The following is a 17501-nucleotide window of genomic DNA, read 5'->3' as shown; positions in this document are numbered from 1 at the left end:
GGTATCAATGACTGATTTTGTACATCTGCATCTTCATACCGAATACAGCCTGCTTGACGGCGCGTGCAAGATCGGCGAGCTTATGAAGCGCGTAAAGGCGCTTGGGCAGTCCGCCGTTGCTATAACGGATCACGGAAATATGTACGGCGTTATAGATTTTTATAACGCGGCCAAGGCCGAGGGCATAAAGCCTATAATAGGCTGCGAGGTCTATCTTGCGAAGAGGACCCGTTTTGATAAAATGAGCGAATATGATTCGGAGAATTATCATTTTATACTGCTTGCGAAAAACGAAACGGGCTATAAAAACCTTATAAAGATCGTTTCTGCAGCATATACGGAAGGGTTTTACCGCAGGCCGCGCGCCGATGAGGAGTTGCTTCGCGCCCACAGCGAGGGTATCGTGGCTCTCTCGGCCTGCCTTGCGGGAAAAATAGCGCGCACGATAACGGCGGGAGATTACGAGGCGGCAAAGGCTGCGGCGCTAACTTATAATGAAATATTCGGAAGCGGCAACTTCTTTTTGGAGATGCAGGATCACCGTATCGAGGAGCAAAAGACGGTAAACGAGGCGCTTTTGCGTATGTCGCGCGAGACGGGCATACCGCTCGTAGCCACAAATGACGCTCATTATATATCGGCACGGGACTTTGAAGCGCATAATGTGCTGATGTGCATACAAATGGGCAAAACTGTTGACGACCCGGGGAAAATGGGCTTTGACAACAATGAGTTTTATGTAAAAAGCTCTGAGGAAATGGCCGAGCTTTTTTCATATGCGCCCGAGGCGATAGAAAATACAAAAAAGATCGCCGATATGTGCAATGTGGAATTTGACTTTTCCAAAAGACATCTGCCCAAATTCGGAGACGGAAACGAAGAGATAAATTATATCACGCTTAAAGAGCTGTGTTACGACGGGCTTAAAAAGAGGTACGGAGACGATAATACGCACGCCGAGCGTTTGGAATATGAGCTTTCGACGATAAAAAGCATGGGATTCGTCGACTATTTTTTAATAGTGCACGACTTCGTGCGCTTCGCGCGCGAAAACGATATTCCCGTAGGCCCGGGAAGAGGCAGCGCAGCGGGCAGTATAGTGTCTTACTGCCTTTATATAACATCGATAGATCCTATAAAATATAACCTGCTTTTCGAGCGATTTTTAAATCCCGAAAGAATAACGATGCCTGATATAGATATAGACTTCTGTTATGAAAAGAGACAGCGGGTAATAGATTATGTGGTGCATAAATACGGCGCAGATCACGTTGCGCAGATAATAACATTTGGTACGATGGCGGCCAGGGCGGCGATAAGAGACGTGGGACGCGCGCTCAATATATCATATGCCGAAACGGACGCCGTGGCGAAGCTTGTACCCACAGACCTCGGCATAACGATAGAAAAGGCGCTTGTAAAGTCGCCGGAGCTTGCAGAAAGGTATAAGAACGATATAAATGTGAAGCGTATAATAGATATGTCGCGCCGTCTTGAGGGCATGCCTCGTCACGCTTCGACTCACGCGGCAGGCATAGTTATAGCAAGCAGCCCGCTTGACGAATTCGTGCCGCTCGCATTGAACGACGAATCGGTGGTCACACAGTTCCCGATGAAGACCATAGAGAACCTGGGACTTTTAAAAATGGACTTTCTCGGTCTTCGCACGCTTACAATTATTTACGACGCCGTTAAAATGATAAGGGAAAGCGATCCCGATTTTGATTTGGATAAAATAGATTATGACGACAAAGCCGTATACGATTTTATTACGAGCGCCAATACCGACGGCGTATTTCAGCTTGAGAGCGGCGGCATGAAGCAGGTCTTAAAGGGATTAAAACCCAAAAGCATCGAGGATATCATAGCCGTTATTTCGCTTTACCGCCCCGGCCCCATGGAATCCATACCGCGCTATATCGAATGGAAAAACGATCCTTCAAAGGTGAGATATAAGCATGAGAGCCTCCGCGATATTCTCGACGTGACTTACGGCTGCGTTGTATATCAGGAGCAGGTAATGCAGATAGTAAGAAAGCTCGGCGGATATTCACTGGGACGCGCCGACATGGTGCGCCGCGCGATGAGTAAAAAAAAGGCTGACGTAATGGCCAAAGAGCGCGATGCTTTTTTAAACGGCGTAGTAGATGAAAACGGGAAAACAGTCGTGGAAGGCGCGATAAGGCGGGGAGTGCCAAAGGACGCCGCCATATCCATATTTGACGAGCTTATGGATTTCGCGTCGTATGCCTTTAACAAGTCTCACGCGGCGGCATACGCTTTTATAGCTTATCAGACGGCATATCTTAAATGCCACCATACAAAGGAATTTATGGCGGCGCTGCTTACCGCATCCCTGCAAAGCAGCGACAAGGTGAGCCAATATACCGCTGAGGCAAAGAGACTGGGTGTTGCCGTGCTTCCGCCGGATATAAACAAGAGCCAGTCGGGATTTTCCATAGACGGCGATAACGTGCGATTCGGCCTGGTTGCTGTTAAAAATATAGGCGTGTCGCTGATAGACACACTTATAAACGAACGCGAAAAAAACGGCGTTTTCACTACTTTTTCCGATTTTTGCGAGCGTATGAGCGGGCGCGAGATAAATAAGCGCGCCGTTGAAAGCCTTATAAAATGCGGCGCATTCGACAGCCTGGGGCTAAAGCGGGCACAGCTTCTTTTGGTGTTTGAACAGCTTATGGACGATACGGCGAGAAAAAACGCTTCAACAGTGAGCGGACAGCTAAGCATGTTTGACATTCTTTCGGAAGGGCAGGAAAAGAAGAAAGATGAGGTCGAGCTTCCCGACGTGGAGGAGCTGCCGCTTATGAAGCGCCTTGAAATGGAAAAAGAGGTCACGGGCCTTTATCTTTCAAGTCATCCTATGAATGAATACGAGCCGCTCGTGCGCACACTTGGAGCAATAACTATAGGCGATATAATAAGCGCAGCTTCGGAACACGGCGCAAAGCTCAGAGACGGAGACAGCGTTAAGGTCATAGGCGTTATCAGTACGCGCAAGAACAAAACGACGCGAAACGATAAAATGATGGCCTTTTTAGAGCTGGAGGACCAATACGGATCGGCGGAGGCCGTGATATTTCCCAATCTGTATGAAACGTGCAGCCATATTTTAAAGCCCGGAAGGGTAATATATATGAGGGCAAAGGTGCAGTTTCGCGAAAGCGACGGCAGATTTGCAAAAAGCGGCGTGCGCGACGCCGCTTCCGAGGGAGCGCCGACGCCTACGCTTATAGCTGACAGCGTCGATCCGATTGAGAACGTGAGCGCGCCGAAAGAAGCGGCCGCGTCAAAGCTCTATATAAAGCTTCCGTCAGAGCGAAGCTTTGAAATGATAAAAACACGCAAAATCCTTAAAGAGCATCCGGGGAACTCCAAGGTACTTATTTATTTTGAAGACGTAGGAAAGCTTTTCGCGCTGAGAAGCGACCTTTGGGTAGAGATAACCAACGAGCTTATAGAGGAGCTCTGTGGGATACTGCCGAAAGAACACGTAAAAATAAAATAACAGCGTGTCAAAAAACTTCCGGCAGAACGGCATGACAAGAATATAAATTGGGATGGTATCTATGTATGAAAGTAACGGCGTCGTAAGGACGATAGGCATACTTACTTCAGGCGGCGACGCGCCCGGCATGAATGCGGCAATACGCGCGGCGTGCCGCACGGCGATAAAGAACGGCATGGACGTTTACGGTGTGCAGCGCGGATATAACGGCCTCGTCGAGGGAGACGCCGTGAGGCTCGATTTTAAATCCGTGTCGAATATCATAAACAGAGGCGGGACTATATTAAAAACGGCGAGATGCAAAGAGCTTATGACGCCGGAGGGCGTAAAAAAAGCGGCCGCGAATGTAAGGGCGCTTGGGCTTGACGCCGTTTTGATAATAGGCGGTGACGGGTCGTTTCGGGGCGCCGAGAAGCTTTCCCGCGAGGGCGTAAAAGTCGTCTGCATACCGGCGACGATAGACAACGACGTTGGCTGCAGCGAATATTCGATAGGCTTTGACAGCGCGCTGAATACGGCGGTCGAGGCCGTGGACAGATTAAGAGACACGACCACATCGCACGAACGCACGAGCGTAGTCGAGGTGATGGGGCACACGAGCGGCCAGCTTGCCCTTTCGTGTGGCATAGCTGCGGGCGCGGCGATAGTTATGATCCCCGAAAAAAAGTACGATATAATGCGCGACGTCGTGGAGATGTTAAAAAGCGCCAAAGCGTCGGGAAAGAGCCATAATATAATAATAGTGGCCGAGGGCATCGACGGCGGCGCCGCACGCATAGCGGAGGTCTTACGCGCGCTTACAGACGTTGATCTCAGAGTGACCATCCTCGGTCATATCCAGCGCGGAGGAGTGCCGTCGGCGCTTGACAGGATACGCGCGACTCAGATGGGAGTGCGCGCAGTGAAGCTTTTGACAGAAGGAAAGCACGGCAGGATCGTGGCCGTAAGCGGCGGACTCATATGCGATTATTCTTTGGAGGAGGGTCTTCAAATGAAAAAAGAGGTAAGCCATGATTTTTATGAAACGTCTATAGAGGTATCATTATGATTTAAAAATTGCCTAATATAAATAAAATGTGCGCGTAAACAGCGCACTTTTTATTTATGTAAACGTCGCTTAAGTTATTCCCACGTTTGTTTATCTACTTAAAGGTGAAAATACAATATGTACGCGACAAGAACTGCGCGTACAAAAAATCAGGAATAGGGGTAGATAATGCTAAGAAAAAGAATAATATGTCTTTTTGCGGCATGTGCGCTTACAGCGGGTTTATTTGCACTTTACAGCGGCGCGCATGAGAATTATATCGAGGTCTCGGCAGATATGGAACCTGCGAAAGAGCTTATACCTCTTGGAATAGCGTCGGGGATTCGCCTTTTTTGCCAAGGTGCGGCCGTAGTCGGAATAAATGAAGTTGAAACAGACAAAAAAAGGGAAAAACCGGCTAAAGACGCCGGAATAAAGCCGGGCGATATAATCACCTCTATTAACGGCGTAAGTATCGGCGGTATCGACGATGTTATCGCTTTTATGGAGGAGTGTACGGGAGAGGAACTGAAAATAGGCTTTATGCGCGGGAACGTGGAAAAAACTGCGTCTATACTTCCGGCGCTCTCGCGGGAAAGCGGCAAGTATAAGCTGGGGCTGACAATACGCGACAGCGAAGCGGGAATAGGAACGCTTACGTATCTCAATCCGCTTACAGGCGCGTTCGGCGGCCTCGGACACGGGATACAGGATCCGAATACAGGAAGGCTTTTCGATATGGCAAGGGGAGATGCTTCCAATGTTATTATAACCGGCATTATTAAGGGATATAAGGATGAGCCCGGAGAGATCACAGGTATGTTTTTGGAAGACGGCGAAAAAACAGGAGACGTATATCTGAATACTGAAAACGGCGTATACGGAAAAGTAGCGCCTGATTCGCCGCTTTTAAAGCTTGAATCGTTTAAAACAGCGCAAAATGATGAGATAACTGTCGGCAAAGCCGAAATTTTATCGAATATTCTGTCGGATAATGTCGAAAAGTTTGAAATCGAGATTGAAAAGGTGTACAATTCGAGAACAAACAATTCTAAGAATATGCTTATAAGAATAGTTGATAAAAGGCTTCTAAATGCGACCGGAGGCATAATACAGGGGATGAGCGGAAGCCCCATAATACAGAACGGAAAGCTTGTCGGCGCCGTAACTCATGTTCTCGTTCACGACCCGACGCGCGGATATGCCATATCAATAGAGAACATGCTGGCGGATAAAGAATCGTTTTCAAATTCGGCATACGCAGCCTGAGCGTAAAACTACCAAAATATTTACATTTTCTGTAAATTAACACTTGAAATTGTTGTAAATATATGGTAATATACTGTTGCGGCCGAAAATAAAGATACAATTTAAGAAAGGACAGAGAAATATGATGCAGAAAATTAAAGTATTCGTCGCTGACGACAGTCCTGATTTTATCAGTGCGCTCAAGGAAAATTTATCGAAGGAGAAAGTTGAGATAATAGGCACGGCTTCCAATGGCGTGGAGGTTATAGACGCTGTAGAAAAGCTTTCGCCGCATGTGGTGCTTATGGATATCGTGCTCTCGGGGCTTGATGGACTGCAGATCCTTAAAAATGCCGAAATATTGACTAAAAGGCCTGTATTCATTGTCATAACGGCAATAAGAAGCGACAGAGTGATGGAGGAAGCCATTGAGCTTGGCGCGGATTATTATATGCGCAAGCCTCTTGATTTCGGAGCGCTTGAGGACAGGATCGTAAGTTTCGGCACAAAAGGCACGAAAAGGCGCGATGCAATGCTTATATTCTCCGATGAAGGGGAGCTTTCGCTCGAGGCACAGATAACAAAGATAATGCATGAGCTGGGCGTCCCTGCGCATATAAAGGGGTATCAATATATGAGAGAGGCCATAATGATGGCTGTAGAGGATATGGAAGTTATAAACTCTATCACAAAGCTTTTGTATCCATCGGTGGCCAAACGGTTTCAGACGACTCCCTCGCGTGTTGAAAGAGCAATACGCCATGCGATAGAGGTGGCGTGGGACAGAGGCGACATCGACGCGTTGGACAGCATATTCGGCTATACGATACAAAACGAAAAGGGCAAGCCGACCAACTCGGAGTTTATAGCGATGATAGCGGACAAGCTGAGACTGAAGATAAAAATGGACAGAAAAGCTGCCGGAATAAAAATAATATGATGAAACAAGGGGCGCGAAAAGCGCCCTTTGTTTTTTGCATAATAATGTAAGAGTTTTTATTTTATGTTGTTTAAAAGCACAAAGTATGATATTATAAAATAAAAACGGGAGGAGCCATATTATGAAAGCGGCAGTTGTAACGGACGCAAAAAATATTGAAGTCAGGGATGTAAACAAACCCGAATCCGATGGGAGAAACGTTATTGTAAAAACGCAGACGGTGGGCATATGCGGCGGCGATATCCATGTTTGGGAGATGGGCGACCAGCCGACGTATAAGGGCACCGTTATGGGGCACGAGCACGCCGGAATAGTGGTTGATCCCGGCGCGCGAAGCGACCTAAGGCCGGGCGACAGAGTAACGACCATCCCTGTAAGCGTTGGCTGCGGCGTGTGCACCGCATGTCTTGAGCACAGGTTTTTGGAGTGCGAGCACAGAGTATCGGGCATGGGCCTTTCGGCGGCCGGACTGCCCGGCTCATATGCGGAGTATTTCACAGCCGATCCGTCGCTCGTAAGAAAGATACCGGACAATATGACAAACGAAGAAGCCGCGATGGTCGAGCCGTGCGCAACGCCGTATTCCGTAGTAAAGGATATGGGCATAAAGCGTGGAGATAAGGTTTTGGTATTCGGCGGCGGTATTATAGGATCTTTCTCGGCTCAGTGGTCAAAATATTTCGGCGCGGACTACGTCGCTATGGTTGAGGTCAATGAGTTCCGCGGCAAGAAAAACCTGGCGGACGGCAATATTGACGAGTTGTTCGACGGCAAGGACCCCGAGCTGTTAGGAAAGCTTTTAAAGGCTTCCGGCGGCAAGGGATTTGACTATGTGCTTGAATGCACGGGACATGCCGAACCGCTGAACACGGCGATGATGGCAAGTAAAATGTATGCGCGCATCGCAGTGATAGGAGTGTCGGTAAAGCCGATAGCTTTTAATAATGTAGTAGCGCTGTTTAAACGCGCCCGTCTTCAGGCATATCTGGGATATTCGAACGAAGAATTCGACGAGGTGATGAAGCTTATAGCCGAAAAGAAATTTGACGTATCGCGCCATTATTCAGGAGGCTGCAGCCTTGAAAGTTTAAACGAGGTATTTGAGGAGCTGCACTCGCCGACGTCGCAAAAGGTCAAGATGATGATACAGTTCCCGAGGGATTAAAAAACGCCGATTTTTGGGGGAGCGCGGTATTCTTGCCGCGCCCCTTTTTATATGCGCAAAAATGCTCTTTTAGACTAATAAATAAAATACACAAAAAATATAAAAAAGGGGCTTGGATTTTTGTAATAATATGATATAACAATTATATACTTATACGAGCAAATCTTATAAACATTATATATTAAGGAGGAACGTGAAATGAAAGGTGCAATAATTACCGATTACAAGAAGCTTGAGATCAGGGATTTTCCAAAACCCGAGCCGGACGGCAAAAACGTTATCATGAAGGTACAGACCTGCGGTATTTGCGGCTCCGACATACATATGTGGGAGGGAGGCGGAGATGCGCGCAATAAAGGCATACGTCCCGGACACGAGCATGCCGGCATAGTAGTTGACCCCGGATCGCGTACCGACCTTAAAGTAGGCGACAGGATCACTTCGCTTCCGAACAGAACCGCGTGCGGCGAGTGTACGGCGTGCATGGAGCGCCGTTTCGACGATTGTACTCATATAATAAAAGGCGTAGGCAACTTCCCGGACGGTCCCGCCGGAACTTATGCTGAGTATTTCAGCACGGCGCCCAACCTCGTAAGAAAGATACCCGACACCATGACGAACGAAGAGGCTGCAATGATAGAACCCTGCGCAACTCCGTATTCCGCAGTCAAGGATATGGGTATAAAACGCGGAGATAAGGTTTTGGTATTCGGCGGCGGCATAATCGGTTCCGTTTCCGCACAGTGGGCAAAATTCTTCGGCGCTGATTACGTTGCAATGGTAGAGGTAAACGAATTCAGAGGCAAGAAAAACCTCGAGATGGGCAATATCGACGAGTTGTTCGACGGAAAGGACCCCGAGCTTCTCAATAAGCTTTTAAAGGTTACGGACGGCAAGGGCTTCGATTACGTGCTTGAATGCACAGGCCAGGCAGGACCGCTCAACACGGCAATGCTCGCAAGCAAGATGCGCGCACGCGTTGCAATAATCGGCGTATCGGCAACGCCGATACTCTTCAACAACGTTGTTGCTCTCTTTAAGCGCGCACGTCTTCAGGCATACCTTACCTACACGGACGCTGAATTTAACGAGGTAATGAACCTTATTGCGGCGAAGAAGTTCGACGTTTTAAGATATTACTCCGCAGACTGCAAGCTTGAGGAAGTACAGGATTGCTATCATGAGCTTCAGTCTCCCAACTGCGATAAGATAAAGATAATGATCCAGTTCCCGAGAGATTAAATTACAGCGAAATACATTTTAAGCGCGGTTTAAAACACCGCGCTTAATTTTTGCCGGAAAAACGAATGAGCTAATCAGAAATCGTCCAATAATAACAATACACAAAAAGTCATAAAAAATGGCTTGGATTTTTGTGATAATATGATATAATAAACATAAATCAGGACAATAGTTTTAAAAAACCATATGAGGAGAACTGTGAAATGAAGGGCGCAATAATCACCGATCATAAGAAGCTTGAGATAAGAGACTTTCCTAAGCCCGAGCCGGACGGCAAAAACGTTATCATGAAAGTGCAGACCTGCGGAATTTGCGGTTCCGACATACATATATGGGAGCTGGGCGATCAGCCCGGATTTCATAACGTGCGCCCGGGACATGAGCATGCGGGCATAGTTATAGATCCCGGATCGCGCACCGACCTTAAAGTGGGGGACAGGATAACCTCGATCCCGAGAAATACCGAGTGCGGCGTGTGTACCGCATGTCTTGAGCATCGCTATGACGACTGCGTGAACAGAACGAAGGGCGTGGGATGCTATTCCGACGGCCCGGCCGGAACGTACGCGGAATATTTTATCACACCGCCGTTTCTCGTAAGAAAGATACCAGACACCATGACGAACGAGGAAGCGGCGATGATAGAACCGTGCGCGACTCCGTACTCCGCAGTCAAGGATATGGGCATAAAGCGCCAAGATAAGGTCTTGGTATTCGGCGGCGGCATAATCGGTTCGTTTGCAGCGCAGTGGTCGAAATACTTCGGCGCAAGCTATGTTGCGATGGTTGAGGTAAATGAATTCAGAGGAAAAAAGAACCTTGAATTAGGCAATATAGACGAGCTGTTCAACGGGAAAGACCCCGAGCTTTTAGGTAAGCTTTTAAAGGCGACGGGAGGACGCGGATTTGACTATGTAGTTGAATGCACGGGCCAGTCCGACCCCTTGAATATGGCGATCATGGCTAGCAAGATGCGCGCCCGCATAGCGCTGATAGGCTCGGCGTCCGCTCCGCTTACCTTCAACAGCGTCGCAGCACTTTTCAAACGCGCCCGCCTTCAGGCATATTTTACCTATACCGACGCCGAGTTCGACGAGGTAATGAGGCTGATCGCCGAAAAGAAGTTCGACGTTTTAAAATACTACTCGGCGGACTGCAAGTTAGAAGAGGTAGAGGATTGCTATAGGGAGCTTCAGTCTCCTGACTGCAATAAGATAAAGATAATGATACAGTTCCCGAGAGATTAGACCGATGTGTTTTTCACGGTATGACTTTATTTTGAAAAAACATACAAAAAACACAAAAAAGGTATTGGATTTTTTAAACAAAGTGATATAATATATATAACTTGAAACAGGCCATTAAAAAATATATAAACAGGAGGAATGTGTAAAATGAAAGGCGCAATAATTACCGATTATAAGAAGCTTGAGATCAAGGATTTCCCGAATCCCGAGCCGGACGGTAGAAACGTAATTATGAAGGTGCAGACCTGCGGCATCTGCGGCTCCGACATACATATGTGGGAGATGGGCAATCTGCCGGGCTATCAGGGCATACGCCCCGGTCATGAGCATGCCGGCATAGTAGTTGACCCCGGATCGCGTACCGACCTTAAAGTGGGCGACAGGATCACTTCGCTTCCTGTAAGCGCTCCCTGCGGAAAATGCACGGCGTGCATGGAGCATCGCTATGACGAATGCACGAACAGAATAAAGGGCGTAGGAAACTTTGCCGACGGCCCTGCGGGAACGTATGCTGAATATTTTATCACTGCTCCCAATCTCGTAAGAAAGATACCGGACGGCATGACTAATGAAGAAGCGTCGATGGTAGAGCCCTGTGCGACCCCCTATTCCGCAGTTAAGGATATGGGCATAAAGCGCGGCCACAAGGTACTCGTATTCGGCGGCGGCATTATCGGATCGTTTGCCGCACAGTGGGCTAAATACTTCGGCGCAGATTATGTTGCAATGGTAGAGGTAAACAAGTTCAGAGGCAACCGAAACCTCGAGGTAGGCAACATAGACGAGCTGTTCGACGGCAAGGACCCCGAGCTTTTACAAAAGCTCATAAAGGCTTCCGGCGGCAAGGGCTTCGACTTCGTGCTCGAATGTACCGGTCAGGCAGGACCGCTCAACACGGCAATGCTCGCAAGCAAGATGTATGCGCGCATCGCTATAATCGGCGTAGCAGCACAGCCGATACAGTTCAACAACGTTGTTGCTCTCTTTAAGCGCGCACGCCTTCAGGCATATCTTTGCTACACCGACGCTGAGTTCGGCGAGGTAATGGATCTTATCGCTTCGAAGAAGTTTGACGTTTCAAGATACTACTCCGCAGACTGCAAACTTGAGGATGTAGAGGACTGCTACAGAGAACTTCAGTCGCCCGATTGCAATAAGGTAAAGATAATGATACAGTTCCCGCGCGACTGATAATTATAATGCTTATAGAACGCGGCTCAAGCGAGCCGCGTTCTTTTATGCGTTCTTTTATGATCGGAATAATATTGTGATATCCGCGATATACTTATAAAAAAGAAATTCGGAGGATATCCATATGAAACAAGTCGGCAGACTTATCCTTTCGCTTGCTGCTGTTCAGGCGCTGGGATTCATATCGGGACTGGCGGCGATGGGAGCGGCCGAAGTATACGAAAGCCTTAGGCTTCCCGCATTTGCGCCTCACGCCGGTGTGTTTGGGGTCGTGTGGCCGATACTATACGGTGTTTTGGGCGTAGTTCTTTATCGTTTGCGTTTTTACCTGCCCGAAAAGAATGACTCGGAAAAAGTTGCGGATGCGCTTAATTATTTTACTGTGCAGCTTGTTATAAACCTTTTGTGGACGCCGATATTTTTTCTTTTAAACAATTTCTGGGCGGCGTTTTTTTGGCTCCTTTTGCTTATCGGTACGGCGGGCGCATCATTTTTCAAGATGTGCGATGCTGATAAAGTCTCTTTTTATCTTTTTATTCCTTATCTTTTGTGGATAATATTCGCCGCAGTTTTGAATTTTTTTGTTGCAGTTATGAATTAGAAGGTTGCTATGGATAAATTTAAACAAAAAAATTCAAAAAACTATTTTCTTTTTTGTAAAGATATGATATGATAACAATACTTATTAAGCAAACCAAATAATCATAGGAGGAATACATAACATGAAAGGTGCAATAATCACAGGCGCAAAAAAGATCGAAGTACAGGATTTCCCGATGCCCGAGTCTGACGGCTATCACGTAATAACGAGAGTTGAGACCGTAGGTATCTGTGGATCCGACCTTCATTTCTGGGATCTTGGAGACCTTCCCGCTCATAAATTCACCCGTGTGGGACACGAGCATTCGCTCGTAGTCGTTGACCCCGGAGCACGCACCGACTTAAAGCCGGGCGACAGAGTTACGTCCATACCGCTTCCCGCTCCGTGCGGAAAGTGCGGCCCCTGCCTTGAACATAAGTTTGACCGCTGCGAAAACAGAGAAACGGGCGTAGGCAACTTCCCGAACGGTCCCGCTGGCTCCATGGCCGAGTATTTCGCAACGGCTCCCTCGCTTGTAAGAAAGATCCCCGACAGCATGTCTAACGAAGAGGCAGCAATGGTTGAGCCGTGCGCAACGCTCTATTCGGCTGTTAAGCGTCAAAGAATACTGACAGGCGAGAAGGTTTTGGTATTCGGCGGCGGCATAATCGGTTCGTTTGCTGCACAGTGGGCAAAATATTTCGGCGCAGGCTACGTTGCAATGGTAGAGGTAAATAAGTTCAGAGGAGAAAAGAACTTAAAGGACGGCAACATAGACGAGCTGTTCGACGGCGCTGATCCCGAGCTTGTACAGAAGCTTTTAAAGGCGACGGGCGGCAAGGGCTTTGACTTTGCTTTCGAGTGCACCGGTCAGTCCGTCCCGATAAATACGGCTGTTCTTGCCTGCAAGATCGGCGCGACAATCACTATGATCGGTTCGTCCGACAAGCCGGCGCAGCTCAATCTTATTCCCGCGCTTTACAAGCGTCCTACGCTCAAGTTCCACCTTTGCTATTCGTTCGATGAGTTCGACGAAGTTATACAGCTCATCGCAGACAAGAAGATAGACGTAATGCGTCACTACAGCTGCGACTGGAAGTTAGAGGACATCCAGGCTGCATATGAAGAATTAAAGAAGCCCGACAGCGACAAAGTAAAGATCATGGTACAGTTCCCGCGCGGCTGATAATAGCATAACAGTATAAATACTTGCGGTGCAGGCAGTTTTAGTCTGCACCGCGTTTGTTATTAAGAAAGCTTATGATGCAGGATCTGTGCTGTAAAAATAAATCAGATAAGAAAAAAGAATTATAAAATCACTGATTTTTTAAGTATTAAGAAGTGTTTTTTATATTAAGCAAGCTAATTTGAAGAAAAAACTTGCCTGTATAATGTAAAAAATGAGGAAATGTATTATAAACATAGTCAAAAAAGGTGATTTTTTATCATTCAATAATAAAATCCTAATAAAATGTAAACAAAGTGTAAACAAAAAAATAGGCAAATTTTCCGATTGGGTTTTTTATGCAATAATGATAAAATAGTATCATTGAAAATATGCATTTTTGCTGATTTTCAATAATACGAGAAAGCATATCGAAAAATAATCAAGAGAGGTGTATGTATTATGAAAGCTGCAATGATTACCGCGGACAAGAAAATAGAAATAGTTCAGATCGACGCTCCCAAGGCGGACGGTTACAAGGTACTTATGAAGCCTACGGCTGTAGGTATCTGCGGATCCGACGTGCATTTCTGGCAGGTTGGCTCGGGTGCCATGTATAACAGCACCGTTCCCGGACACGAGCACGCAGGCGTTGTTGCCGATCCCGGCTGCAGGACCGACCTGAAGGTAGGCGACAGAATAACCACTATCCCGCTGACGACCTACTGCGGCCGCTGCGAAGCATGTCTCAGAGGCGATTTCGACAACTGTACCGCTAAAATTCCCGCTCCCGGCAACTATCCGCAGGAAGCTGCAAGAGGCTCGTATGCAGACCTTATGGCTGCGGCTCCGCATCTGGTAGTTAAGCTTCCAGACACAATGAGCGACGAAGAGGCTGCTATGATAGAGCCCGCTTCCACGCCGTATTCGGCATGCAAGCAGCTCGGTATTTCGAGAGGCGCGACCGTCCTCGTTTCCGGCGGCGGCATCATAGGTTCCTGCGCCGCACAGTGGGCAAAGTATTTCGGTGCAAAATATGTTGCAATGACCGAGGTAAACGAGTTCCGCGGTAATAAGGTAAAGGCCGACGGCTACATAGACGAGCTGTTTGACGGCAAGGATGAAAAGATAGTTGAAAAGCTCCGCGTTGCAACGGGCGGCAAGGGCTTCGATTACTTCATCGAGTGCTCCGGCAACATAAACGGTACGAACACCGGTCTTGCAGCTATGAAGATGCGCGGCAAGGTTGCCCTCATCGGCGTACAGCTTCAGCCGAAGCCGTTCTCAATTTTCCACACGATGCTTTACAGACTTACGGTTATAGGCATCCTCGGCTATACCGCACCCGAGTTCAAGGAAGTTATGCAGATAATCGCTAACAAGGAATTCAACGTTCTGAAGCAGTATTCGAGAGATATAAAGCTCGAAGAGGTTCAGCAGGCGTTTGAAGATCTTGAGAACCCGAACGGCACAGACATAAAAATAATGATAAAGTTTGACAAATAGTTTGACAAATTGTGAACTTGGTGTTATCATACTTTGTATAAACAATTGTTCCCCTATTTTTGCCTAATTTGCTCTCGCTCTAAAAAACACAGATTGCATTTAGGTTCGGGGAAAAGGGAACAGGTTTATTTATTAAATTTATTTTATAGGAGGTTTTTTTACTATGGCAGAACAACAACCGGTAAAAAAGAACAGGTATTGTTGGGTAATCTTCATTATTTGCTGCTTAGCCGGTCTTTGCGGCGTTGGTCTTATCAGTAATACGTACGGTCTGTTTATGGGCCCGATTGCTATAGACCTCGGCTTCCAGACCTCGCAGGTTTCGCTTATAATGACGATCGCATCTTGGATCACCGTTGCATTCTATTGGCTCGGTGGTAAGGCATTCGCTAAGTGGGGTCCGAGAAAGGTTACCACGATCGGCGGCTTTGTAATTGCTGCCTGCATGTTCCTTTACGCATCTTCCACTCAGATCTGGCACTTCTATTTAACCGCTGCTCTTTGCGGCGCTATGGGCGCATTCGCAGCGTTAAACGTTGTTCCGGTTCTTATCAACAACTGGTTTATAAAGCACAGAGCGCTCGTTATGGGTATCTCTTACATGATGACCGGTATCGGCGGCGCGCTTTACAACCCGATTTTTGCAACCATCATCGTTAACCACGACTGGAGATACGGCTACAGAGTAGCAGGTATCATCGCACTTATCTTCCCTATCGTAACGCTTATCTTCTTAAGAAGTAAGCCGGCTGATATGGGCTTAAAGCCCTACGGTATCGAAGAGTCCGAGGAAATGAAGGACATTAAGGATCAGGTCGAGATAAAAGAGTTCCCCGGTATCCCGAAGAAATACGCTTACAAGTCCGCTGCTCTCTGGCTCGCTCTCGTAACGATCATGTTCAGCGGCTTCTGCACCGGCTTCAACCAGCACTGGGTAAACGCAGGCGTAACCTACGGCTTCGACCTCGTATCCGCATCGTTCCTCGCTACCGCAGCAATGCTTGCAGCTGCAGCATTTAAGATCATCGGCGGCGCAATGAACGACTCCAAGAAGATCGGTCCGAGAAACACGTTCATCATCTTCTCGATAATCGGTACTGTTGCAATGATCATCATGATGATCCAGCACAGCAATCCTTCCTTGGGCGTAATCGCTCTCTGCGCAGTTCTCTACGGTACTACCGTATCGCTGACCACCATGCAGGGCCCGGTTATCATCCGTGAGATATTCGGTATGAGAGACTATGGTCTGCTTTATCCTATCGTATTCATGGGTATGTCCGCAGGTACCGGTCTTACTTACTCTCTTAACGCAGTATTCCTTGAGGCTGTTGGCTCCTACATGGGCTCCTACATCTTCAACGCAGTCTGCAACGTAATCGGTATAGTATTTGTTATCATTGTATTTGCTGCAGGTAAGAAGGCAAGAGCTAAGTACTGGAGAGAAGTTGGCGAAGCTATCTAAGCTTTGGCTTGATTTTCACGGTAATATAAGTTATTATAAAGACGGTACTCTATGTACCGTCTTTATTTTTAGTTTGGAGGTCTTCTCATGCGCGCAGCTATGATAATGGGCAAGGAAAAAATCGAAGTGACTCAGGTACACGACCCCGAGCCGAACGGCAAACAGGTTATAATAAAAACAAAGCTGGCCGGTGTAACGGGATATGATACTACGCTTTGGGGATTGGGCGATATAACGGGCGAAACTGTGCCGGGCCACGAGATCGTGGGAACGGTAGCGGACGCCGGCCCGCGCGATGATTTAAAAGAAGGCGACAGGGTGACCGTTTTGCCGCTTGCCGCCTGTCTTGAGTGCGATTTCTGCAAAAGCGGGCAGGAAAACCTCTGCTATAAAAACCGCAACACCCCCGGAAAGAGCAAGCTTGCACAAGGCACCTTTTCGGAGTATTTCGAGGCTCGCCCCGAATTTGTAAAAAAGATACCGGACAAGTTTTCCGATTTTGAGGCGCTTATGCTTTCGCCTGCGGCTACGGCGTATCATATGGTGCGCGAGATGGGCGTTCGGCCCGGCTGGAAGGTGCTCATAAGCGGAGGCGGCGTCATGGGCGCTCTCGTCGCCATGTGGTGCAAATTCTTCGGCGCGAAATACATTGCCATGTTTGAGAAGAACAAAACTCGCGCTTTGAATGTAATGGATTACGGAGAGGTAACGAAGGTGCTTGACCCCGAAGATCCCGAAATAATCGATATACTCCTTTCGGATTCGCGCGGCCTAAACGCTCATTTTGAATGCTCCGGCAACGCAAGATTTTTGAACACCGGCATTCTAACGCTCAGGCGCAATTCGACTATCGCTACCCTTGCCATGTATAATAAGAGCGCGCCGATAAACTTTTTTATGCTGGGTACTAAGCTTATCCGTATCCGCCCGTTCAACGCGCATACTCCGGCCGATTTCGATGAAGTGGTGCGCCTTGTTACTGAAAATCCGAGGAAGCTAAACTTAAAGAGATATTATTCGGCGTCAGTTGGCTTGGGCGACCTTCAGCGCGTATTTGAAGAGCTTAAAAGCGACGACCATAAGTATGAGAAGGTAGTTGTAAACAAGTTTTAACGCTTAGTTTTACGCGTTATAACAAGAGATTTAGTTTAAAGATATACCGTCCGGCGTTGTTCCGGCCGGTTTTCTTTATAAGC

Annotated in this window: 13 protein-coding genes; all 13 read left to right on the top strand. The window is 47.6% G+C overall.

Features of this window, described 5'->3' with window-relative positions; genetic code table 11:
• Positions 1–7: 7 nt before the first annotated feature.
• Positions 8–3529, top strand: a complete 3522-nt coding sequence (locus tag IJG50_00175; protein MBQ3378263.1) for a DNA polymerase III subunit alpha — start codon at positions 8–10, stop codon at positions 3527–3529.
• A 61-nt stretch (positions 3530–3590) separates the two neighbouring features.
• On the top strand, positions 3591–4577 hold the full coding sequence (locus IJG50_00170) for a 6-phosphofructokinase (protein MBQ3378262.1): 987 nt from the start codon (positions 3591–3593) through the stop codon (positions 4575–4577).
• A 168-nt stretch (positions 4578–4745) separates the two neighbouring features.
• Positions 4746–5825, top strand: coding sequence for a SpoIVB peptidase (gene spoIVB / locus IJG50_00165; protein ID MBQ3378261.1), 1080 nt, complete (start codon positions 4746–4748; stop codon positions 5823–5825).
• Between the two features lie 124 nt (positions 5826–5949).
• Positions 5950–6744, top strand: a complete 795-nt coding sequence (gene spo0A, locus IJG50_00160) for a sporulation transcription factor Spo0A (protein ID MBQ3378260.1) — start codon at positions 5950–5952, stop codon at positions 6742–6744.
• 121 nt (positions 6745–6865) lie between these two features.
• Positions 6866–7909 carry an alcohol dehydrogenase catalytic domain-containing protein gene (locus IJG50_00155; GenBank protein MBQ3378259.1) on the top strand — a complete coding sequence of 348 codons (1044 nt, stop codon included), beginning with the start codon at positions 6866–6868 and terminating at the stop codon, positions 7907–7909.
• A 198-nt stretch (positions 7910–8107) separates the two neighbouring features.
• Positions 8108–9151: an alcohol dehydrogenase catalytic domain-containing protein gene (locus IJG50_00150; GenBank protein ID MBQ3378258.1), complete on the top strand. Its 1044-nt coding sequence runs from the start codon at positions 8108–8110 to the stop codon at positions 9149–9151.
• Positions 9152–9354: 203 nt separating this feature from the next.
• The gene (locus IJG50_00145; protein MBQ3378257.1) at positions 9355–10398 is read left to right on the top strand and encodes a zinc-binding dehydrogenase; all 1044 of its coding nucleotides are present in this window, start codon (positions 9355–9357) and stop codon (positions 10396–10398) included.
• A 147-nt stretch (positions 10399–10545) separates the two neighbouring features.
• Positions 10546–11589: an alcohol dehydrogenase catalytic domain-containing protein gene (locus IJG50_00140; GenBank protein ID MBQ3378256.1), complete on the top strand. Its 1044-nt coding sequence runs from the start codon at positions 10546–10548 to the stop codon at positions 11587–11589.
• 124 nt (positions 11590–11713) lie between these two features.
• On the top strand, positions 11714–12190 hold the full coding sequence (locus tag IJG50_00135) for a tryptophan-rich sensory protein (GenBank protein ID MBQ3378255.1): 477 nt from the start codon (positions 11714–11716) through the stop codon (positions 12188–12190).
• A 121-nt stretch (positions 12191–12311) separates the two neighbouring features.
• On the top strand, positions 12312–13355 hold the full coding sequence (locus IJG50_00130) for a zinc-binding dehydrogenase (protein MBQ3378254.1): 1044 nt from the start codon (positions 12312–12314) through the stop codon (positions 13353–13355).
• 441 nt (positions 13356–13796) lie between these two features.
• Entirely contained in the window at positions 13797–14840 is a 1044-nt protein-coding gene (locus IJG50_00125) for a zinc-binding dehydrogenase (protein MBQ3378253.1), read from the top strand.
• 163 nt (positions 14841–15003) lie between these two features.
• Positions 15004–16305 (top strand): MFS transporter, encoded by a 1302-nt coding sequence (locus tag IJG50_00120; protein ID MBQ3378252.1) that lies wholly within the window; start codon positions 15004–15006, stop codon positions 16303–16305.
• Between the two features lie 87 nt (positions 16306–16392).
• A complete protein-coding gene (locus IJG50_00115) occupies positions 16393–17418 on the top strand; it encodes a zinc-binding dehydrogenase (protein MBQ3378251.1) in 1026 nt (341 codons plus the stop codon).
• Positions 17419–17501: the final 83 nt, after the last annotated feature.

This window comes from Clostridia bacterium (assembly GCA_017405765.1).
GTDB lineage: Bacteria > Bacillota > Clostridia > Oscillospirales > RGIG577 > RGIG577.
This window is presented reverse-complemented; position numbering and strand designations above follow the sequence as displayed.